This window comes from Paenibacillus sp. SAFN-117, from assembly GCF_051966115.1.
GTDB classification, from domain to species: Bacteria; Bacillota; Bacilli; order Paenibacillales; family NBRC-103111; genus Paenibacillus_L; species Paenibacillus_L residui.
The window spans coordinates 83,794-105,337 of record NZ_JBQCLK010000007.1 but is presented as its reverse complement, the minus strand read 5'-3'; the positions used below and the strand labels follow the sequence as shown (position 1 = coordinate 105,337).

18 protein-coding genes are annotated in these 21,544 nt (G+C 51.0%); 6 read left to right on the top strand and 12 right to left on the bottom strand.

Annotation, left to right across the window (positions count from 1 at the left end; all coding sequences use genetic code 11):
- Positions 1-414 precede the first annotated feature (414 nt).
- Positions 415-1,971, top strand: a complete 1,557-nt coding sequence (locus tag ACTHRH_RS06810; RefSeq protein ID WP_379286822.1) for a DUF4127 family protein — start codon at positions 415-417, stop codon at positions 1,969-1,971.
- Positions 1,972-2,440: 469 nt separating this feature from the next.
- On the opposite strand, the gene ACTHRH_RS06805 is transcribed toward ACTHRH_RS06810, so the two are convergent.
- Together ACTHRH_RS06805 and ACTHRH_RS06800 are read right to left on the bottom strand one after the other, a co-directional pair.
- On the bottom strand, positions 2,441-3,007 hold the full coding sequence (locus ACTHRH_RS06805; protein WP_225312569.1) for a GNAT family N-acetyltransferase: 567 nt from the start codon (positions 3,005-3,007) through the stop codon (positions 2,441-2,443).
- 11 nt (positions 3,008-3,018) lie between these two features.
- Entirely contained in the window at positions 3,019-3,285 is a 267-nt protein-coding gene (locus ACTHRH_RS06800) for a hypothetical protein (RefSeq protein WP_144938039.1), read from the bottom strand.
- A gap of 433 nt (positions 3,286-3,718) precedes the next feature.
- On the opposite strand from ACTHRH_RS06800, the gene ACTHRH_RS06795 reads away from it, so the two are divergent.
- From ACTHRH_RS06795 to ACTHRH_RS06780, 4 genes are all read left to right on the top strand, one after another.
- Positions 3,719-5,107: an ABC transporter substrate-binding protein gene (locus ACTHRH_RS06795; protein WP_379286827.1), complete on the top strand. Its 1,389-nt coding sequence runs from the start codon at positions 3,719-3,721 to the stop codon at positions 5,105-5,107.
- A gap of 124 nt (positions 5,108-5,231) precedes the next feature.
- Entirely contained in the window at positions 5,232-6,158 is a 927-nt protein-coding gene (locus ACTHRH_RS06790; protein ID WP_144938035.1) for a carbohydrate ABC transporter permease, read from the top strand.
- On the top strand, positions 6,158-6,997 hold the full coding sequence (locus tag ACTHRH_RS06785; protein WP_144938033.1) for a carbohydrate ABC transporter permease: 840 nt from the start codon (positions 6,158-6,160) through the stop codon (positions 6,995-6,997). Before ACTHRH_RS06790 ends, ACTHRH_RS06785 begins: the two co-directional genes overlap by 1 nt.
- A 63-nt stretch (positions 6,998-7,060) precedes the next feature.
- Positions 7,061-8,761 carry a DUF4855 domain-containing protein gene (locus ACTHRH_RS06780; RefSeq protein WP_440414724.1) on the top strand — a complete coding sequence of 567 codons (1,701 nt, stop codon included), beginning with the start codon at positions 7,061-7,063 and terminating at the stop codon, positions 8,759-8,761.
- A 76-nt stretch (positions 8,762-8,837) separates the two neighbouring features.
- Here ACTHRH_RS06780 and ACTHRH_RS06775 read toward each other — a convergent pair whose 3' ends face one another.
- The 10 genes from ACTHRH_RS06775 to ACTHRH_RS06730 all read right to left on the bottom strand — a co-directional run bounded on the left by ACTHRH_RS06775 (position 8,838) and on the right by ACTHRH_RS06730 (position 20,263).
- Positions 8,838-9,410, bottom strand: coding sequence for a class I SAM-dependent methyltransferase (locus tag ACTHRH_RS06775; protein WP_440414722.1), 573 nt, complete (start codon positions 9,408-9,410; stop codon positions 8,838-8,840).
- Between the two features lie 16 nt (positions 9,411-9,426).
- A complete protein-coding gene (locus tag ACTHRH_RS06770) occupies positions 9,427-10,665 on the bottom strand; it encodes a cytochrome P450 (RefSeq protein ID WP_440414720.1) in 1,239 nt (412 codons plus the stop codon).
- Positions 10,666-10,856: 191 nt separating this feature from the next.
- Entirely contained in the window at positions 10,857-11,633 is a 777-nt protein-coding gene (locus tag ACTHRH_RS06765; RefSeq protein ID WP_144938025.1) for a sugar phosphate isomerase/epimerase family protein, read from the bottom strand.
- Positions 11,634-11,897: 264 nt separating this feature from the next.
- A complete protein-coding gene (locus ACTHRH_RS06760) occupies positions 11,898-13,001 on the bottom strand; it encodes an alcohol dehydrogenase catalytic domain-containing protein (RefSeq protein ID WP_370451735.1) in 1,104 nt (367 codons plus the stop codon).
- 159 nt (positions 13,002-13,160) lie between these two features.
- Positions 13,161-13,922, bottom strand: a complete 762-nt coding sequence (locus tag ACTHRH_RS06755; protein WP_144938023.1) for a DeoR/GlpR family DNA-binding transcription regulator — start codon at positions 13,920-13,922, stop codon at positions 13,161-13,163.
- 327 nt (positions 13,923-14,249) lie between these two features.
- Entirely contained in the window at positions 14,250-14,630 is a 381-nt protein-coding gene (locus tag ACTHRH_RS06750; RefSeq protein WP_440414718.1) for a hypothetical protein, read from the bottom strand.
- A 482-nt stretch (positions 14,631-15,112) separates the two neighbouring features.
- Positions 15,113-17,062: a heavy metal translocating P-type ATPase gene (locus ACTHRH_RS06745; RefSeq protein ID WP_440414769.1), complete on the bottom strand. Its 1,950-nt coding sequence runs from the start codon at positions 17,060-17,062 to the stop codon at positions 15,113-15,115.
- Positions 17,063-17,255: 193 nt separating this feature from the next.
- Complete coding sequence (locus tag ACTHRH_RS06740; protein WP_150959470.1) at positions 17,256-17,735, bottom strand: hypothetical protein; 480 nt, start codon at positions 17,733-17,735, stop codon at positions 17,256-17,258.
- 217 nt (positions 17,736-17,952) lie between these two features.
- Positions 17,953-19,242: an MFS transporter gene (locus tag ACTHRH_RS06735; RefSeq protein WP_379290225.1), complete on the bottom strand. Its 1,290-nt coding sequence runs from the start codon at positions 19,240-19,242 to the stop codon at positions 17,953-17,955.
- A 307-nt stretch (positions 19,243-19,549) separates the two neighbouring features.
- Positions 19,550-20,263: a stalk domain-containing protein gene (locus tag ACTHRH_RS06730; protein ID WP_440414715.1), complete on the bottom strand. Its 714-nt coding sequence runs from the start codon at positions 20,261-20,263 to the stop codon at positions 19,550-19,552.
- A 352-nt stretch (positions 20,264-20,615) separates the two neighbouring features.
- Here ACTHRH_RS06730 and ACTHRH_RS06725 point away from each other — a divergent pair, with 352 nt between their 5' ends.
- A complete protein-coding gene (locus ACTHRH_RS06725) occupies positions 20,616-21,506 on the top strand; it encodes a cation diffusion facilitator family transporter (protein ID WP_144938006.1) in 891 nt (296 codons plus the stop codon).
- Positions 21,507-21,544 lie beyond the last annotated feature (38 nt).

Genomic DNA, 21,544 nt, shown 5'->3' with positions numbered 1-21,544 from the left:
CCTCAGCGGCGGCCCTTTGTTCCGGACTGCCATTGTTTTTGCGCTGCACCTTCTGTCCGCCTGTTCTCATCTCCACCGCCATTTGAAGAAATATTCCACCGCAAATGTCAAAATCAAATAAAATTGTTCGGCTGTAACCGAGTCAATCATGCTATAATGTGGGCAAACGCTCATAGGATGACCCCACAAAGTGACGCATAGCTTTCGCAGCTTATTCCGTCTGCACTCCAACGGAGTCGGCGTCTATACCTTCCTCTAATCGCGGTCGTTCTTCATGATTTGCTTCGATAAAGGTTTATACAGTACTTTGCGGGGAGCCCCAAACATTCCCCACAAAGTGACGCGTGGCCTACGAAGCGTATTCCGGGTACTTTGCGGGGAGCCCCAGAACTTACAGCTTAAGGAGGATTTATTTTGAATCGTATTGTTTTACTGCCGCTGGATGAAAGACCGTGCAATGTAGATTATCCCGAGCAGCTTGCCCGTTTGGGCGGCCTGCCTCTTTCCGTACCGCCGTTTTCCATGTTGGGGGATAAGAAACGCCCGGCGGATTGTGATCAACTCGCCCAATGGCTGAAGCAAGAGGCCGAACAGGCAGACAGCCTTATCCTTTCGATCGATATGCTCGTGTATGGCGGCATCGTCCCCTCTCGGCTGCACCATTACAGCCCCGAGCAATGCCAAGAAAGAATCGATCTGCTTCGGGAATTAAAGCTGAGTCGTCCGAATTTGAAAATTTATGCCTTTAATTTGATCATGAGGACGCCGGCCGCGAGCAGCAACGATGAAGAGCCGGATTATTACGCGGAGTACGGAAGCTCCATCTTCCGCTATTCCTGGCTTAAGGACAAGCAGGAACGCGAGGAGCTCGATGCTGAAGAACAGCAGGAATGGGAAGAACTGCTACGCAAGATTCCGGAGGAAGTGCTGACAGAGCATCTGCATCGCAGGAGCGTTAATTCCTATGTCAATGAATATTCCATCCGGCTGGCCGAGGAAGGAATTATAGACTTCCTGATCATTCCTCTGGATGATAATGCCCATTATGGCTTCTCCGCTATGGAGCAGCGCAGGCTGCTTTTCCTGACTGAGGAATTGGGCCTCATGGACCGGGTATTCCTATATCCGGGAGCGGACGAAATCGGGTGTACGCTGGTCGCGAGAGTGTTCTGCGAAACTATGGACTACCATCCGGAAATCTTCGTCCGGTACTCGTCTACCCAAGGACCTTTCGTGATTCCCCGGTATGAGGACCGCAGCCTGAATGAAAGCATCAAATCGCATATTACTGCAGGGGGAGCCTTCATGGCGGACTCATCGCATGAGGCGGATTTAGTGCTGATGGTCCATTCGCCGCCGGTCGGACAGAAGGATGCCGCCGAATCGTCGAGAGCTTTCCGCGACCGGCACCGCTCCTACTTCTCGGAGGTTCATTTCAATGAATTCATTCAAGCGATGCGCAACTACACATCCAAAGGCAAGACAGTAGCGCTCGCGGACGTGGCCAATTCCAACGGCAGCGACCACACCTTCATGAAAATGGTGTCCCGCTCCGGACTTCTGCCGAAGCTGGCAGGTTATTCGGCCTGGAATACGTCCGGGAATACTTTGGGAACGGTAATTGCCCACGGAATTATCGAGTCTTACTACCGCCGTCCCGGACTGCGGCAAGATGAGGACCGCCTGCATCTTAGCCGGGAATTCTATCTGCTTCGCCTGATAGAGGACTGGGGATATCAGGCGCTTGTCCGCTCCGACATTACGAAGAATGTTCTGCCCGGTCTCGGGGCCAATTACTTCGATGTCGCTCACGTATACGATACAGTGACCGCAACTGTTTGGCAGAAGCTCACCGAATTTGTAGAAACCTACCTGCAGGATCTGCAGCCGGAACGAATTCATCTGGAGCAGGTGGAAATGCCTTGGAAGCGAATGTTCGAGGTCGGATTGAAGGTCAAGCTGGACCGATAGCCGGTCCCGGGGGCAGGGGGGATTAGCCGTTAGCGCCCGTCCCGCCGTTATCAAGCAGCAACGCGCGCTGGAAACAGCGCGCGTTGTTCTGTTTTTTCCCTCTTCTATCGGATACTCGCCTTACTCGGATTGTCCATTAGGTGATAAAAGCTTTTCCTTGGGCAAGGACAGACAGAAGTGCATGTCTTTTTGCAAAAATTCGGTAAATCCCGAAGAAGACGTGCAAATCTGCTGGTCTTTCCGGCCAAAATGCGTAAAATCAGCAAAACATCCAAATTTACCTGCACTTTTGCTCGTCATTTGCCGGTTTCAGCCAACCACCTTCCAAAGACCTGCACTTTTGCTCGTCTTTTGCGGTTTTAGCCAACCCACCCGACAATGACCTGCACTTTTGCGGGTCTTTTGCCGGTTGCAGCTAACCGTCTTTCTCGCTATAACGCTTTCACGGCCTGGCAGCCGATCCGGTCCGTTAAAGTAATTTTCGCTGCAGCAATTCCTCCATCATGGCCCAGCCTTCCCTGCAGGACTCCTCGACAACCCAAGGCTCGAAACCGAATTGAAGATACATCTGAATCGCTTTCCAGCTTGTCGTTTGCGTGGTCAAATATGCTCTGTCATGGAAATCGGCCAGACGTTTCATCGCATGGGAAAGCAGAGGCTTGGCTAACCCCCGGCCCTGATGCTCCGGTACGATGGCGACCCAGTGTATTCTCCCATACGGTTCTCCCCGTAACGTGTTGTACCATGCCGTTGTTGTTCCGACGGCGGTTCCCGGCCCGTCTTCCAGAATGAAGCACCGAAGCTGCATTTCATCGAGATGCTTCCCGAACTCGCGGTTAAAATGAAGCTCCGCCTGCTCTTGGCTCGGAAACTCTCCGGCCCGCCACTCAATGGCTGCCCATAGATGCTCATCTCCCGGCCGGAAGGAACGAATCCGGTAAGGGGCCGGCAGAGCAACATCCGGAATGCCCTGCAAATGAGGCCTGATCATGGTCAGAGGGATTTCAGCTACTTGCGGGTTCCCTTTGATATGCATAGAACCCTCCATTAACGGTTAAATATCGATAACAAAATCAGAATAACAACGATCACGACTCCGATCAGCAGCGGAGTGCTTCGTTTCACCTTGCCTTCCAGCCTAGCCGAGTGGATCACGATCTGGCTGTGCCTGCCTTCCGCCTTAAGCTTCTCCAGCACCTTCTGCTTGGCATCTTCCTCGTCCTTGGCCCGAACGGATACGATGTTTTGCTTTCTCTGCTTCTCTTCGTCAAACAAGGTTTCGGTTGATGTATATTTCACTGAATAAATATTCATTCTGCCAGCCCTTCTTTCTATATATAGATATTAATATGTATGAGATAATCGGAGTATTTCAAGAAAGCGCTCGCGTTCAAGAAAATCTCTCCATCGCAAAATATATCATTTATTATAGCAAATATTGGCACACTCTCCTAACCTTCACTGACTTTTTGAAGATCCGGCAGCAAGCTTTTTTCAGTAAAATTCTCTTTCTAAGAACAAGGTGAAAAAAACCGTTATTTTTTAAAATAATAGCGGAATTTAATTCCATTCTGTGCTATATTTTTAGTAGCACCGAATTTATCTGATTTTTTTGAAAAACGATGTAAGCGGATTCAGTCTTGTCCGTAAAAAAGGGGGAGGGTGTTACTCAACAGCAAGATTCGGGACAAAGCGGCAAAAAGATAAAAAATTATGTCAGTGACTTTAAGAAGGAGGAGTTCGGTCTATGAAAGCGAGATTCAAAAAAATTACCTCTCCTGTTCTGATTAGTTTATTAATCGGTTCTTTGGCAGCCGGTTGCAGCTCCGGCTCCGGCTCCGGTTCCGGCTCAACCCCTTCCGGCAACGCCGGAGCCACGCCCGGAACATCGCCGCAAACGCAGCCATCCCAGAAGCCGGCGGATAAACCGAAGGATGCGGTGGAGATTACGTTCTGGCATGTCTGGTCCGAGAAAGACTCCGGACCAATCGAAGCGACGGTGGAAGCATTCAACAAGAGTCAAGACCGAATCAAGGTGAAGGTGCTCGGTAATCAGGACGCCACGAAACAATTGACAGCGATTTCAGGGGGCAATCCGCCTGATGTGGCCCTGACCTTCTGGAACAACATCGGCCCTTGGGCCGATGCCGGAGCCGTATTGGATCTGGACAGCTATTTCTCCAAGGACAATTTCGATATCGGCTCGGTCGTCCCTGCCGCTATGGAACGAATGAAGGTAGGCGACAAATACTACGGCGTTCCTTTTACCATGAGCATGGCCAACACCCTTATGTATAACAAGCAAGCCTTCCAGGAAGCCGGCCTTACCGAACCGCCGGAGACCTTGGACCAGCTTCTCGATTACGCCCAGAAGCTGACCAAGAAAGACGGATCGGGCAATCTGACCAACATCGGCTTTCTGCCGGACTATCCGTGGATCGATAACGTTTTCTGGCCCGTTATCTTCGGCGGCTCCTGGGTGGACGATAGCGGCAAGGTAACCCCGAACCGCAAGGAGAACGTTGCCTCCATCGAGTATCAGCGCAAATTCTACGAGCTGTACGGCAACGATGCCGTCGGCAAATTCAAGTCCGGGCTCGGCCAAAGAGGCACGCCGCAGGATCCGATGCTGACCGGTCAAATCGCCATGATCATCGGGTGGGAATATAACTTCACCGAGGAAAGAACCGCTGACGGCCCTATCGGCATCGCCCCATTCCCTTACCCGGCGGATCGCCCCGACCTGAAGGGATCGGGTATGGTTTCCCCGCGCGGGGTCTTCATTCCGAAGAAAGCGAAGCACCCCGACGAAGCATGGGAATTCTTGAAATATTTAATGAGCGTCGATACGCAAGTGGCATTCGCCCAGGAGTCCAAAGTCATTCCGACCGTCAAGAAAGCACTGGATGACGAAAGGCTGACGAAGAACGAAGAGCTGAGAACGATGTGGGATTTCTACGAGCGGGCCAAGAGCGAGAATTTGCAGGGCTTCCCCAACAACGTGTATATCAATCAATATTTACAGGCGTTGAGCGAAGAAACGGAGAAAGCTCTGAAAGGCCAATCTTCCGCCCAGGAAGCTATGGATAAAGTGGCGGAGAAGATCCAGCCGCTGGCGGACAAAGCGAATAAATAATCCGGGAGGCAGCAGGCGGACGCCGGGAAGCAGCATGGATGATGCTCCGCGTTCTTCGGCCGTCCGTCCGCCGCCGTTCAAGCCCTATCTATGATTCAGCCATTGAAGGAGGCCGGAAGAACTGATGACCAATCGAACGAGAACGGCCGGGCAACGGAACAGGGCGTTCAAAGCTTTCCTAATCGGCCTGTTGTTCACCAGTCCCTGGTGGATTGGCTTCGTTGTTTTCAAGCTGTATCCGATCCTGATGTCGTTCTATTACAGCGTCACGGAATACAATTTATTCTCCCCGCCCGATGTCGTCGGAGCGGAGAACTACGTTAATCTTTTTGCCGATGATAAATTTTATCTGTCTTTATTCAATACGGGCTACCTGATCGTCTTCGGCCTGATTCCCCACCTGGCCTTCGCGTTAGCCATGGCCATGCTGTTGAATACGAAGGTAAAGGGGCAGGCTCTGTACCGCACGATTTATTTCCTGCCCACTCTCGTTCCGGCGGTTGCCAGCTCCTTGCTGTGGATGTGGCTGCTCAATGCGCAATACGGCCTTGTCAACGATCTGCTCGGGAGCATCGGCATTAACGGGCCGAACTGGCTGGTCGATCCCGCATGGACCAAGCCCGCCATCATCCTGATGGGATTCTGGGCGACGGGAACGAATACGGTGCTGTATTTGGCCGCCCTGCAGGACGTTCCGCAATCGTTCTATGAAGCTGCGGAGATCGATGGAGCCGGACGATGGAGCAAGTTCTGGAACATTACGCTTCCCTCCATCTCTCCGGTCACATTGTTCCTGCTGATTATGGGGCTGATCGGCTACTTCCAGTTTTTCACCGAAGGGATGATCTTCGCGGAAGCGTCCCAGTCGGTCGGAGGACCGGAGAATTCCTTGCTGTTCTACGCCATTTATTTGTACCAGACCGCTTTCTCGTTCCTGAATATGGGATATGCATCCGCCATGGCCTGGATTCTGTTTCTATTCGTTATGGGGCTTACCCTGCTTGTGTTCAAGACTTCGGCACGCTGGGTTTATTACGGGGGTGAGAAATAATGGCCCGACCATCCGCTGCACGTTCCATCCGCACAAGCCTGGTGCCGCATCTTGGGCTTGCTCTCGTCGGCTTGCTGTTCCTGCTTCCTTTCGTCTGGCTCGTCTTAACCTCGGTTAAGTCGGAGGAAGAAATCTTCTCGCTGCCTGTCGTATGGTGGCCGAGTACATTCGAATGGCTCAATTATTCCAATGCTGTGCAGGCCATTCCTTTTCTTCGCTATACGTTGAATACGCTGTTTTTGTGCGCCCTGGCGGTGATCGGCCAGCTTATTTCCGCACCGCTGGCCGCTTACGGATTCTCCAGGCTTCAATTCCGCGGCCGCAATCTGATGTTCTTCATCATGATGGGCTCCATGATGCTGCCTTACCAGGTGACGATGATCCCGGTTTATGTGCTGTTCAACAAGCTGAACATGGTCGATACATACTGGCCGATCATTCTTCAGAACCTGTTCGGGATCCCCTTCTACATCTTTCTGATGCGGCAGTTTTTCCTGACCATTCCGTATGAATTAACGGAGTCGGCCAAGATCGACGGGGCCTCGGAATTTCGGATTTATTGGCAAATCATTATGCCGTTGGCCAAGCCGGCGCTGTATTCGGTGGCGCTGTTTGCTTTCTTGAATGAATGGAAGGACTTCCTCGGTCCGCTCATCTATCTGAATGATCCCGACAAGTGGACCTTGTCAGTCGGCCTGCGGGCCTTTATCGGAGAACATAAGGTCTCCTGGGGATTGTTGATGGCCTCGGCTACGATGTTCACGGTTCCGATTGTCGTCCTGTACTTCTTCGTGCAGAAGAAATTCATCCAAGGCATTTCCCTGACAGGCCTCAAGTAGAAGCAGGCTGAAGGGGCAGCTCATAGCTATTAAACTTCATGGGTACAAAGGAGGATAAAAATTATGAAATTACGCAAATGGTTTTCATTATGCCTAGCAGCGATGCTGGCCATCTCTCTCGTCCCTGCGGCCGGTTTCGCCCAACCGGCTCACTCCGAACCGGACGGCGGTTTGGTCAATTTGGCGCTGGGCAAGAGCTATACGCTGGAAACCCCTTATCCGCGGGATTCACACTTCAGTACGGTGGAGGCCGCTCATCCGGATGATACAGGCCGGCAATTAACCGATGGGGAATACGGCGATACGACCTTCTCGAACATGGCATATGTCGGCAGCATCTGGCAGGGAAGCCGGATCGTCACCATCGATCTGGAGCAAGTATCTACGATTCAGGAAATTTCCGTGAATGTGCTGCAAGATTTGCCGGTCGGCATCTTCTTTCCCAAGCAGGTCCAATTCTCCATCTCTCATAACGGGAAGGTCTGGGAGAAGCTGGACACGGTGAACAACGAAATCTCCACTACGGAGAAGGGCCCGCTCACCCAAAAGCTCACTCTGCAAGGAATTAACAAGGTAGCCCGTTATGTTAAAGCAGAGATTGCTGTCGACTCCTGGGTATTCATGGATGAAATCGAAGTCTGGGGAACGCCGGGCCGGTCTGGACGCCCGCTAACCCCTTCACCGCAGGGGCCGAAAGACAAAATTAAGTATCCCGGACCTGGCTCGGAGCAAGCCGGAGGCATTCGCAGCGAAGTGCTGATCTACACCGGAGAATGGCAATATGAGCCCGCAGACTGGATTTCGTTTACTAAAGAGGACTTCAAGCCCTATGTCTCTTATGTGGATACCGATATGAACAGGGTCGATTACATGTTCGACGGCTATTTGTTCCTCCCCTACGCGCCGCTGCTGGATGGCGCCAACTTCGGGCCAACTACTGGAAAGCCGACCAACAAAGCCCACTTCGAGTCGTTCCTGGATCGTCTGTTCCGCGACGATTATGAGCTGGGGGCGTTGAACCAGGCTGTCCAGGAAGCCAAAGCGGAATTGGGGAATCCTGCTTATAAGGCTAAAGTAGCGATAGCCATTCCATATCCGCGTACCGATCAGAACGATTTTGGCGATGTGGATGGGGACGGCATCAGTGAAAACATGAAGGTAAGCGAGGTCGGGGAAGACCAAGCGTTGGCCAACCGGGAGAAGGTCGTCCGCTGGTTCGTGGACGAAGTTTATGATCGCTGGCAGCAGGCCGGATATACCGAGCTGGAGCTGGTCTCCTTCTATTGGTACAACGAATTCGTTGCCTACCAGCTTGCGGAGAAAGACGGGGAGCTGATCCGCCGCACAGGCGATTACGTCCGTTCCAAAGGAGCGAGGCTGCAGTGGATTCCTTATTACTTCGGCCGAGGCTGGGACGAATGGAAGGACATTGGCTTCGATTCCGCCCTGATGCAGCCGAATTATACGTTCCATAACACAACGGCAGATCGTGTCGATGCCGTTGCTCAAGCCGCCCGCGCTCACGGCATGGGTGTCGAGATCGAGATGAGCGACGCCGTACTGACCAATCCTGAGATTCGTGACAAGTATTACACATATCTGGATAAAGGCGTGGAATACGGCTATATGAAGGGATCTTATAACGCTTACTACCAGCAAGTGAAAACGTTGCTGAAAGCGGCGCAGTCCGACGATCCCGACGCACGCGAAGTGTATGATCTCACCTATCAGTTTATCAAAGGCACTTACAAGGCCCGTAAATAGGCGAGGACTAGGGTCCATCAAATAAGGGACTGCCGCTGAGGGCAGTCCCTTGCAATTTCAAGATTAAGAATTCAAGCTAAATCTTGCGGGCAATCATCAGGTACAAGGCATCGGAAGGATCCTGTCTCGAGACCAATTCGAAGCCGGCCTCCTTCAATGACTCCTCCATCTGCTCCGAAGGAATGCGATGGCTCGGCGGCGGACCCGATTCCGTCACCTTGTGCTCCCATTCCAGGCAGAGCAGATGCCCGCCCTTCTTCAGCACCCGTCCGATTTCGGCCAGCCCCTGCGTATACGGCTCCGCTTCATGAAGCACTATGGAAGCAATGACATGATCCACACTCCCATCAGGCATCGGAATGGCCTCAAGCGGCCCCTCCTTGCTCTCGATGTTGGACAGCCCCTGCTCCTCCACCCGGCTTCTGAGCAGCTCCAGCATTCTTGGCTCCACATCAAGAGCATACACGGTTCCGCCGGTCATCTGTGCCGCGGGAATCGTGAAATAACCGGTGCCGGCCCCTACGTCGAGGATGACGTCGCTTCCTTCTATCGGAAGCAGCTTCAGCACTTGCTCGGGAGGGATCGTCCTCCGGCGCTCCGGGTTATCCAATCTCTCCAAATTGTCCGGGTTAAAACGGCGTTCGTGCATGTTTTCTCCTCCTCCATTAAGGGATCAGTCTGACCTTCAACGATTGCAGAGAACGGAAGACGACCGATTCCTTCCATGTAATTTCCGGCTCGGCTAATGCCAGATTCGGGAATCGGCGCAGCAGAGAACCGATAGCCACCTGACCTTCCATCCGGGCCAAGGCGGCCCCAAGACAGTAATGAATGCCCGCGGCGAAAGCCAGATGAGGATTGGGCTGCCGTGTTATATCGAAACGGTCGGGCTCGGCAAATACAGCCGGATCCCGATTGGCCGCACCTAACGAAACCAGAACCTCCTGGCCTCTCGTTATCGTCCGGCCGCCGATGATAACATCGGTCTGCGCCAAACGGGAGGTCATCTGCACCGGGCTTTCATAGCGCAATATTTCCTCCACCGCCCCGGGGATAAGCTCGGGCTTCTCCAGAAGCAAAGCGTGCTGCTCCGGGTGAGTCAGTAAAGTATATACTCCATTCGCAATCAGATTGACCGTCGTCTCATGACCGGCGACCAGTAGAAGGACGCACGAAGCGATCAACTCTTCCTCCGTCAGCTTCTGCTCATTCTCTTCCGCGCGGATGAGCGCACTGATCAAGTCATTCTGCGGGCTGCGTCTGCGCTCGGCTACAATGCCCCGCAGATACTCCGTTAATTCCTGAACGACCTGACTGCCTTCAACGAACAATGAACGTGACGCATTGAAATCGATCAGGCAGGCCACAAGGTTCGACCAATCTTTGAACTTCTGCCGGTCGCCGGCGGGAACCCCCAGCATTTCGGCAATAACGATGACCGGCAGCGGGAAAGCAAAATCCGCGACCAGCTCCGCCTCCTCACGCGTGGCAATCTCCTCCAGCAATTCATCGGTAATCGCCTGGATTCTCGGAACCAAAAGTTCGATCATTCTCGGTGTGAAGGCCTTGCTGACAAGGCCGCGCAGCCGCGTATGGTCCGGGGGATCCCGGAAAAGCATAAACCGATTGAGAAGCTCCACGGCCGGCCGGATATCCGCTTCAATCTCCGGGGGAGGCCCCGAATGATCCATTCTTTTGCCGAATCGGGCATCCTTCAGCACATGGGCCACATCTTCATAACGGGTTACCAGCCAAGAGCTCGAACCCGGCACCGCATGGACGGGATCGCGTTCACGCAAAGCGCGGTACAGGACATGCGGATTAGCATAGAATCCGGGAGTACCAGGTTGAAAGCTGACCTCTCCTTCAAACTCTTGAACGGAATTACTGCTTGCCTCGGTCATAGCGCCACCTCACTAATGAAATAATGATGCAGAAAATCGTCCGTCTGACATTCATTGGGATTGTTTCCTACATCATATCAAAAAGAGGCGACCGGTAGATAGGGCGGTCATTTAATAATTTGGGAAACTTTGTAAGTTCATTTTGTTCGTTAAGGAACAATATCAGTCTTTTTCAGATGGGTTCCCGGAAATTACAGCTTTTTCTCTATCGCTTCGGCATCCTTTAGCATCGTTTCCAATGGAGTATCCCACTGATATTCCAGAATGGCGCGATAGCCGTGATTCAATTCCCGCAGAGCTTCCCAAATCGGTTCCCAATCGATTGTTCCTTCTCCTACCGGCTGATGCAAATCATCATACCCATCATTGTCATGAAGGTGGAGGGCGCTAAGCCGGGTTCCCAATTGACGGATCAACTGCGGGATGTCCCATCCGTTAATATGGGCATGTCCTACGTCGACCAGCGCGGTAATTTCCGGAATTTCCTCGAACAAGCGGACGAACTCTTCCTGGTCGAACAGTGCGTGCTCGCGGAAGCCGACGTTCTCCACGGCCAGCTCGATGCCGAGCTTTCGGGCTTCTTCCCCCAGTTTCCTAAGACTGTCCTTGGAGCATTCCTGGGATTCCTTGCGAAGAAATAACGGGGTCACGGGAAAACTCGGATGGATTACCATCTGTTCGGCCCCTATCTTGGCAGACCAAGCGAGGCATTCCCTATAGACGTCCAAAGAATAATTTCTCAGGAGATCGAAACGGGGAGTCGCCAGATTCAGCTCCCAGATCGGAGAATGAACGCTAATCGGACCCGGATGATCGGCAAATCGTGAAAATTCATGATGCCAGTTGACAGGCTCTCTCCAATTGGGGCCATCCATCGGAATCTCCACTCCGCCCTTCCACCGCTCGAACAACTCCGCACTGTCTTCAATCCGGTTCATGTACGGTAATAAATTTAAAAAGATAGCCATTCGCGAACTTCCTCCCTCATTTTTGTAAGCGCCAACATAGAATTTGCGTATTATTTCCAGTATATCATTCTAGTCTTGATGTTCCCATCAGGAAGAGCCGACAGGCTCCAAAAAACGCGTTTTTTCGGAATGCCGCCGGCTTCTTCTTGAACAAATTCGTCCCTGCAAAATCAGGTTCGACTATAATTCCACTGTAATCTGGTGTACAATAGCCTTGTATCTATTTTTTTCTCTTTTTATGGTGCTGGTCCGTTTCCATAGGTGCTACCATTGGAACGCCAGTACCGTTTTTTTCCACCCGCGATGCTCTGCAGCATCGTTCATGGCCTCTATATAATCTTCCAGTTTGCTTATTCTGGTCCATTCTTCCGGCAATATTTGCCGTAAAGTTTGCTGGTAGGAAGGATCCTTCATTGCCTCCAGCACCTGATAATAGTCGGGGGCATAGCTGCGGCTGCTGCCTATCAGAGTCAAGCCTTTCTCCAGCACATCCCTCGTGTTGATAGGGACGCGTTCCTCCGTAACTCCCATCAGAATCAGAATTCCGCCCGGATTAAGAATATCTATCGCCTGATTAACGGCGCTTTCACTGAATCTTCCGCCCGTACATTCCACCGCAATGTCCACCGTTTCCGCCGCAGCGAAATCATACTCTTGAACCATGGCGCAATCGGCAAAATGAAACTTATCGATTTTGTTCGGATCTGCCCCAAAGACCTTAAGCCGATCTTTATCCAGTCCAAACAAATGATGAATCATCGATGCCGTCAAGTATCCGACGGGACCGTCTCCAAATACGGCTGCGCGTGCCCGGCCCCATCTGTCCCGTACCCGTTGGAGGGCTTGGTAAGATACGGAGCACAGCTCCGACAATACGGCAATTTCGTCCGGCAGGTCCGCTGGAATCGGTATGGCGCAGGAAGCTGGAATGACTAGGCGGTTTTGGGCTATCCCGTCTATACCGCTCCCCAGAAAATAACCCCGAGAGCAGTAATTTCCTCCCGGCCCATCCTTGCACACCGGACAGCATTCTTCAGGAGTTATGCCGTCCTGCATATACCCCGGTATGTTAGGGACGATGACAACCCGTTCTCCTGTTTGTAATTCCGGGTCTGTGCTGTGCACCACCCGCCCCACTCCTTCATGAAGAAGAGCCATGGGCAGCTTCTTCGCCAGCGCTTCGGGACGTCTCTGTCCGGTATAGTAGCGTAAGTCGGCGTGACAAATGCTGGCCAAGGTCGGCTCAATGACTACATGTCCTTCGGGAATTGGCGTTTCCAGGAAGGTTTCCTCCATATGTCCGGGCCGAATCAATCTGTATGCGCGCGAGCAAACCTCATCCTTGTTTTCGGTTATCAAAACTATCACCTCCTTTCGAGGCAGAGGCGACCCGCCACATTCCAGAGCGGAAACGAATGCGTTCGGTTCAAGCCATAACATTGGCATGCCGGATATTTCCCCTATGGACTATCAACCAGCCGTCATTCGAAAGCTTTTGCCTAAGCAAACTAGCGATGCTTCAACCATTTAAACCGCAATCACATGGACGCCGATATCCTTGAACAGCTTGATATAAGATTCTGAAGCTTCCTCTCCCGTTATAAATGTATGGATGGATTGAATGGGAGCCACTGTATGCAGTGATACTTTGCCGATCTTCGTATCATCCGCCACAACAATAATCTCTTGCGCGGCGGCAATCATTCCCTGCTTCGTCGGAACGAGCTGGGCCTCGGGATGAGTGAGCCCGTGCTTGGGATGAATCGCAGGAGTACCGATGAAAGCCTTCTGCACATGCAGTCCCTCCAGCACCCGATCCGTGAACATGCCGTTAAGCATAAAGCTGGATGGGTATAGCTCCCCCCCGGTCACAATTACCTTGATACCGGGCGCATCACGCAGCTCGGCTGCGACATTCATATCGTTGGTGACTACGGTAATGTTGGACCGGTCTTTAATATTCTGGGCAATATGGATGGTGGTCGTACCCGAATCCAATATAATGTGATCTCCGTCCTCGATCAGTTCAGCCGCTTTCTGCCCGATGCGCATCTTCTGCTCCAGCTGATCGGAGGCCCGCTCGGAGAAGGAGGGCTCTTTATTGGCTCCCCTGTCCACAATGACTCCACCGTGAGTCCGCCGCAGCAGACCTTCTTGCTCGATTTCAGCCAGGTCCCGGCGGATCGTCGCCTCATGGACCTGAAATTCTTTGGCAAGCGTTGATACCGTCGCCACTCTCTTCTGCTTGACATACTCCACTATTCGAAGCTTTCGTTCTGCCGCCAGCATCCTGATCCCCCCTTGATAAAATAATTCACTCATTTATTTATGTTCATTTGAATTAAATTTGTGCTTATATCCACTCGATAATAGATTATTCCAGTTCTATCCCTTTTGTCAACAGTATTCTTAACGATCCACAATATAAAATCGATATTCTTCCTATTCTTTTTCTTGTCAAAAATAGAGAGTGCTTTTCTATATAGGAGGAAAAATAAGTCCGCTAAAGCGCATACATGAACAAAAGAGCAAATTTGTGCACAGCGATTGCCAATTGTTGGCGTTCTGGGATTCTGGCGCTTTTGGCGTTTCTGGCGCTTCTGGCGCTTCTTGTGCTCATTTTAGGAGTTGTAGCCATAAGCGGAAAGTCTCCGGCACTCCACTTGAAAATCGTTTGATGAAGGAATCTCCGAGGTTCTGCTCTTCTATTTCATAAAGAAAAGCAAAAGTGCAGGTCTTTCGGGGAAAAATCTGCGCGATGCCGGATTCTAGAGCGATTGTGCAGGTCTTTTGGACGGTTTTTGCGAAAATCCCACCGTTTGGCCAAAAAGACATGCACTTTTGAGCGTCTTTCGCTCCATTTCGGAAAAAGGACGAGATTCTACTGCATTTTTGCTCGTCTTTAGGGCCATGCGCCTGTTTCCGCCCATACAGCGGCTGCATGGCCGAGAAAGCGAAGTCAGCCCCGGAACGAACGGGCCCGCGCTCTTGGATCAATAAAAAAAGCTCCTAACGGAGCCATCTCGAAGATGAATAACCCGGTATTAGAGGAAGCTTTTTATGCCAATTAGAAAGTTTGTTCCATTTTAATGCTTTAATGAACTTAAACTTTCTAATGTGGTAAAAAAGCTCCTAACGGAGCCTATCAATACCCTACAAAGTGACGTGTGACCTTCGAAGCGTATTTCGGGTACTTTGCGGGGAACCCGGAACTGAAGATGTATAACCCGGTATAACGGAAGCTTTTTATGCCCCATAGGAAACTTTATCCTACATCGCATTAAATTTAAATGATTCCTATATGGTAACAAAAAAAGGGCGATCTCTCGCCCCTTTTTGAATGGTCCCCCAATCGCTAATATCCCGATTAGGACCGTTAAAATGTAATCTTGCCACGCAGCGCAGCAAAATAGTCGCATCAACACACGGCATCTTCAGCCAGACATCAATCAACCCGCTCAAACCAACCCGGGCAAATATTAGCGAAGCAGTCGCAGGCCATTGAGAATGACCAGAATGGTGCTGCCTTCATGGCCGACGACGCCAAGAGGAAGCGCGATCCCTTGCGCGAAGTTCGAAAGAATCAACAGAGCAATGACGGAAATGGCAAAGACGATGTTCTGTTTAACGATTCTCCGTGTCCGGCGGCCAAGCTCGACCGCCATCGAAATTTTGTCGATGTCGTCATTCATCAGAACCAGATCGGCGGTTTCAAGCGCAGCATCGCTCCCGGCCGCTCCCATAGCAATCCCTACGGTTGCCGTAGCCAACGCCGGAGCATCGTTAACCCCGTCTCCGACCATCGTCACTTTGCCGTATTTCTCCTTCAGTTCCTTGATTCGTGTCACTTTATCTTCCGGCAGCAATTCCGCAAAGACGAGATCGATCCCCGCTTCATCGGCGATCGCTTGAGCCGTTCTCCGCTGATCTCCTGTCAGCATGGCCACCGTAATGCCCAGCTTCCGCAGGCGGGCGATCGCCTGCTTGGCTTGCGGACGGATCCGGTCCTGAAGAGCCAATACCCCTGCTACTCCTTGTGAGTTCTGGACAATGGTGACCGTCTTGCCTTCATTCGCCCATTTCTCTACGATGGCTTCAATTTCTTCATTCATCCATTCTTTATCGGTGAAGGACGGCTTGCCGATTTTCCAGGTATCCCCGCGGTAATCCGCCTGAACTCCCCAGCCGGTCAGAGCCTTGAGCCCCGAAGCCCGCCCGATGCTCAATTGCTTCTCCTTTGCCTTGTCAACAATGGCTTTCGCCAGAGGATGCTCGGACAAGCTTTCGATGGAAGCTGCGATTTCAAACAACTCCTCCTCACTCATCCCTTGATAGGCCACCCAATCCGTAACCGCCGGCTGCCCGTAGGTGAGCGTCCCCGTCTTATCGAAGGCTACGACACTTGTTTGGGCAATGTTCTCTAAATGAGCTCCTCCCTTGAACAGAACGCCCTTCCGCGCACTATTGGATACGGCTGACAGCACGGCCGGCATAATCGACGCGACCAAAGCGCAAGGGGAAGCAACGACCAGAAACACCATCGCCTTATAGAAAGTAGCCTCCCAATTCCAGCCAAGCAGGAATGGCGGTATGGCAATTAACAATAGCGTAACTAATATAATGACCCTGGCATAAATCCGCTCGAACCGTTCTATGAAAAGCTGGGAGGCCGGTTTTTCGCTTTGTGCTTCCTGCACCAGCTTAATGATTTTGGCGAATAAGGTAGACTCGCTCGGCTTGGAAACTTCAACGAACAGCGCTCCATGGCCATTCAGCGTACCTGCGAACACTTCATCCCCGGGCTCTTTATCGATCGGGATCGACTCCCCGGTAATCGAAGCCTGATCCACGGCAGAGCTCCCTTCGCGAATCAGCCCGTCGGCGGGAATTCTCTCCCCCGGTTTAACCAGAACCAGATCGCCCACCGCCAATTGCTCGATCGGCACCTCTGTTTCCTTGCCATCCTTATAGAGAAGAGCCGTTTCCGGCTTTAAGTCCATGAGAGAAGAAATATCTTTGCTGCTCTTCTGCATTGTATAAGTTTCCAAGGCGCCGCTTAAGGAAAAAATAAAGATCAGCACGGCCCCTTCCGTCCAGTAGCCTATAATGGCCGCCCCGATGGCGGCAAGGATCATTAACAGATTGACGTCGAGATCCCTCTCGGCAATCAGGGTATGAAGACCTTCCTTCGCTTTGACAAATCCTCCTACAACGAATGCCAGCAGATACAAGCCAATAGAGACGGGCTCCGACACATACCCCATTCCCCAGGCTGCTGCGATCAGAATTCCGCTCGCCAGGGCCGCTATGCCTTCTCCATATTTACTCATCCAATCATTTCCTCTACCTTCATAGTCATCCTTACTATTGCAGCCTTTAGATTCACGGATCGATTCTTTTGCCGTTTGCAGAGAAGTACTCATGATCATAGCCCTCCTTATCTCAATGAGAATGATTACCATTTTTAACCCCCTAAAAACGACACATGCCGCTCCTTATACGGGAGCAGCATGCTACAAAACAAATTCAGGGCGTTATAAAATTAAATTGATTACTTGTTTATAATCATTATAATTTATTTTGGAGGACTTGTAAATTATAGTTTGTTCTAAATCAAAATAATTATTCGCGTCCGAAAGTCCGCTCCAACTGGCGAACCAGCTCGGCGGAAGCCTTCATAAGCTGCTCTACTCCCACAGTCATCTCCTGGATATGGTCCAAATGATCATGGATGAGATGATACAGGTCATTGGGTGTTGACGCCCTCTGGGGTAGTTCGGTGTCTCTGATTCTCCGGTATGTCTGCTCGTTCCAATCTCCCCCGGTTTTGGCCGGCGCAACCGCCCTGTCATAGGAATAGACGTCCCTTTCTTTCCTGGCCCTCCGAATAACCCCGGATTTTGCCGTCCTGCCTTCTTGCCTTCCGGCTTTCCGGTTTCCCTTATCTCTTATCTCCTCTGATGGAATGAGCCATTCCTCATTCAGCTCGACAGGGGCCCTCTTAGCTCTGTTCCGGGCATTCTTCTTCCAATTAACCAGATCAATAGCTTCCAAGGTGCGAAGAGATTCGTTAACCCTTAAGCCAAGCTTTCTGCGAAACATCGTTCTTCCCTCCCGCCAAATCATCGCTTTTGATGTATTAGATGAGAAGAGCGGGGTTGTCTGCGGATAGCATCCGCCTAAATTGCCGGATCGGCCGATAAAATAGGCGCCGGCTTTTCCGTTGGACGTCATGTCTGTCCTTGGAAAGATAACAAAGAGGGTGTCCCTAGTCATCCATCCGATAACCTGGAGTACACCCTCTTAAGCTAATACCTTGTTAAGGCTCCATCATTTCGCCCATTGGCTTCACGGCGGAAGCCTCCGAATCGGAACCATTTCCGGCCGTCCCCGGCTTGTATGAAGAGCCTAGAAGCGGAGAAATGACGATGACCCCTATCACGAACAAAACCGCGGCGACTGTGAACATCCCTACGAGCGTGACTAACGGCTTAAGCACCCCGGACACCATCATCGTTACGACCATGGATCCCATGAAGAGAGGATTCAATATTCCATTCACCCGGCCTACGAAAGAGGATTCGGTGCTTTGCAGAATGAGCGTGCTGATTCCTATCTGAATCGCGGGCATGACCAGGCCACTGAGCAGCTGCCCGCCGAGTGTCAGCCATAGGTTGGTTGAGAAACCGACGATCAGCATTCCGACGGCACTGACCACCATACCGAAAGCCAGCAATCGCTGAGGGGCGATCTTGCGTGCAAATACCATAGCCAGACCGCCTCCAACAATCATCCCGATTCCGTTCGCCATCATGAGCCACTGCAGGTTTTCCTTATCTAACCCCAGTCTCTCGGTTACCAGAAAGACGGCCAGCGGCTGGATTAATCCGATAGCCAGACCGGCCAGCATGAAACAGCCTCCCAGCAGCGTCAGGGAGCGGCTTTGGAGCACATACCGGAAGCCCTGGGCCATTTCCTCACGAACTGTGGTCGAAATCTCTTTCTTTTCCTCCTGCCTATCCGCCGGGAGCAAGGTGAGAGCTGCCGCAGATAAGAGGAAGGCGACACCCATGATTAGAATGGCGACGTTGATTCCATACGATTGATAGACAAACGTCCCGAGAACAGGCCCCAGAATCATAAAAAGGGCGAACATCGTCTGATACAATGACATCCCCATTTGCATCAATTCCTCCGGGACATGGAGCTTGAACAGCTTCATTCCGGAAGGCTGGGAAAACTGGGACAATATAGCCGAGATCAACGTGGCAAAAAAGACAGCGTGCCAAGTTGCAAACATTAACGTGAGCAGCACGACGAAGACCGACACTGCACTGAGCAAATCGCACCAGATCATCGTCCGCTTGGGACGCCATCGGTCGGCGAAAGTCCCGCCGATAAACGAAAAAACGAAAATAGGCACAAATTCGGCCACATAAATCATGGATATCGCGAACGGATCCTCGTTGGTCATCTCCATGACAAAAAGCAATATCGCGTAATTACGAACCCATATTCCAATCTGAAGGAGCAATCCGGACAACAGGATGGCCTGAACAAACCGGTTGCGGAATAACCCCATTGGAGAAGGGTGGGATACGGTGGACATGTATTTATTCGCTCCTTCTATTCGGAAATCAAATTAACCCTTTTTACATTACATGGATTTTCCGTCCTACGCAATCGTTTTTTTCGTTATATTTAATCTTTCCCCCTAGAAAATATTGAAAACTATTCTTCCTATTCTTCCAATGCTTCCATAAAAAATTTTTAGATTGAACCATCCATTCCAAATGCAGCGCATTATCAGGATGGCTCAAGTCGCGAAAACAAAAAAACCTCTTCATCCTGACGGATTTCGAGGTTCTTCTTATGGAAATACTTCAACATCCCTTGGAGAACGGCATCCCCGACATCTATTTCAATTCAAATTCCACGCTCGTTTCGTCTCCCACCCTGTCGGATTGGTTATTATAAGGCTCTGAAATATAATAGGTCAGATTGGTAACCTCCTCCAGGTTGCTCTCTACCCGAAACACAATATTGCCCTTCTTCAGAACCTCTCCCCTAAACTCCCCTCCTACAGGATCGGAATAGTAGATACCGGTCTCAATCTGCTCCTTCGTATTGAGCACCAGCTTTCCTTGATGGGGACTCCAGTTCACTGTCTCACCGGATGTATTCTCAACCTCTACTTTAAAGACCACGGCATTAACCGGTTTGGAATATGGAGTGCTTCGGTAAGCCGGGTCCAACGTTATTTGCGTAATGGTCATTTTCATCGGTCCGCTCACGATGGTTTCATTGACATTGAAGCTCTTCAAAGCGCTAGGGGAGCTGCCTTCATTCAGAAGGACTTTGTTAGCCTCTCCGTCCCAAGCCACGGACAGCCCTAACGATTCGGCGACGGATCGAACGGGGAGATAAGTATTGCCGTCATAAGTGATCGGGTAGAGAGTTCCCCCCTGCTCATCTTTAAATTGCAGGGAACGGCCATTTAATTCTATCTGGATGCCTTTATTCAATGAGGCTTTAACCTCTTCCAGGCTGGTGGCGGCCCATGCGCCTATAGACATAGAAGCTGCGACAACAAGTGACATCATTGCGGTAAACATGAGCTTTCTTCTCACTGTTAACACTCCTCGCCATGGGAAAATGTTCCTAATTATTGTATCATAATCGGCGGCACGTTCAAACTCATCCTATTCAGCCGCTATTATCGCAAACTTCCATGCAATCTTACTTAAACAACAGAGAGAACGCCGAAACAGCGTCCTCTCTTATTCATATATTTTGACTATACGATCTAAAAGTCTTATTATCCCGGACCTATAAGAACGGCCTGATTTGTTAGCTGCGTTCAACAATTTATAGTTGATCCTATTTATTGGATACCCCCCAACACTGTTTCTATAGACCCACCCGAACTTCATCGGATAAGATATTAAGAGAAGATCGTTAACGAAACGAATGAATAAAGGAATGATTGATTTGAAAGCAACCAGAGCCGCCAGCTTGTCCATAATCAGTAATTTTTTTGTCGTCACGCTCAAGCTGATCGTCGGTGTGTTAACGGGATCCGTGGCTGTCATTTCCGAAGCCATCCATTCCTCGCTGGATTTGATGGCGTCGGTTATCGCCTTTTTCTCCGTTCGCATTTCCTCCAAGCCTCCGGATAAGGATCATCCTTACGGACATGGCAAATTTGAGAATGTTTCGGGAACGATCGAAACGCTGCTCATCTTCGTGGCAGGAATCTGGATTATTTATGAATCCGTACAGAAGCTGCTGCACCCCGAGCCGATTCGTCTGCCCATTCTAGGTGTTACCGCTATGCTGATAGGTGCAGGAATAAACTTGATTGTGGGGCGCATCGTCAAGAACGTAGGGGAGAAAACGCAATCCGTAGCCATGCGTTCCAATGCCCTGCATCTCCTGACCGATGTTTACTCTTCCTTAGGGGTAGCTCTCAGCTTGCTGCTGGTCAGCCTGACCGATTTCTATCTGCTCGATCCGCTGATCGGGATAGCGATAGCCGTTTATATTATGAAAGAAGCTTTCTCGCTGGGGAAGGAATCCTTCCTGCCGTTGTTGGATACGCGTCTGTCCAAGGAGGAAGAGAAGCTCGTGCGAGAAATTATTGATTCTTACAAAGAGGAATTCATCGAGTACCACGCGCTGAGAACGAGAAGGTCCGGTCCCGAGGAGCATATCGATTTCCATCTCGTCGTGCCTTCCGATACAGATATTGTGACGGCCCACGATCTCTGCGACCGGATAGAGAGCGATCTGCAGAAGGTTCTACATGCTCCTAAAGTGTTTATTCACCTAGAGCCGGAGCATGAGCGGCTGACTCATCGTCCGGCTAGGTGAGGACAAGAATGCTGGAAGCAAAACGGTTACACCGCAAC

Excerpts from the sequence above, each read along its gene's own strand:
- ACTHRH_RS06805 (WP_225312569.1), bottom strand. The coding sequence starts at position 3,007 with ATGCATATCAAAGGGAACCCGCAAGTAGCTGAAATCCCTCTGACCATG.
- ACTHRH_RS06800 (WP_144938039.1), bottom strand. The coding sequence starts at position 3,285 with ATGAATATTTATTCAGTGAAATATACATCAACCGAAACCTTGTTTGAC.
- ACTHRH_RS06795 (WP_379286827.1), top strand. The coding sequence starts at position 3,719 with ATGAAAGCGAGATTCAAAAAAATTACCTCTCCTGTTCTGATTAGTTTA.
- ACTHRH_RS06790 (WP_144938035.1), top strand. The coding sequence starts at position 5,232 with ATGACCAATCGAACGAGAACGGCCGGGCAACGGAACAGGGCGTTCAAA.
- ACTHRH_RS06785 (WP_144938033.1), top strand. The coding sequence starts at position 6,158 with ATGGCCCGACCATCCGCTGCACGTTCCATCCGCACAAGCCTGGTGCCG.
- ACTHRH_RS06780 (WP_440414724.1), top strand. The coding sequence starts at position 7,061 with ATGAAATTACGCAAATGGTTTTCATTATGCCTAGCAGCGATGCTGGCC.
- ACTHRH_RS06775 (WP_440414722.1), bottom strand. The coding sequence starts at position 9,410 with ATGCACGAACGCCGTTTTAACCCGGACAATTTGGAGAGATTGGATAAC.
- ACTHRH_RS06770 (WP_440414720.1), bottom strand. The coding sequence starts at position 10,665 with ATGACCGAGGCAAGCAGTAATTCCGTTCAAGAGTTTGAAGGAGAGGTC.
- ACTHRH_RS06765 (WP_144938025.1), bottom strand. The coding sequence starts at position 11,633 with ATGGCTATCTTTTTAAATTTATTACCGTACATGAACCGGATTGAAGAC.
- ACTHRH_RS06755 (WP_144938023.1), bottom strand. The coding sequence starts at position 13,922 with ATGCTGGCGGCAGAACGAAAGCTTCGAATAGTGGAGTATGTCAAGCAG.
- ACTHRH_RS06745 (WP_440414769.1), bottom strand. The coding sequence starts at position 17,062 with ATGATCATGAGTACTTCTCTGCAAACGGCAAAAGAATCGATCCGTGAA.
- ACTHRH_RS06740 (WP_150959470.1), bottom strand. The coding sequence starts at position 17,735 with ATGTTTCGCAGAAAGCTTGGCTTAAGGGTTAACGAATCTCTTCGCACC.
- ACTHRH_RS06735 (WP_379290225.1), bottom strand. The coding sequence starts at position 19,242 with ATGTCCACCGTATCCCACCCTTCTCCAATGGGGTTATTCCGCAACCGG.
- ACTHRH_RS06725 (WP_144938006.1), top strand. The coding sequence starts at position 20,616 with ATGATTGATTTGAAAGCAACCAGAGCCGCCAGCTTGTCCATAATCAGT.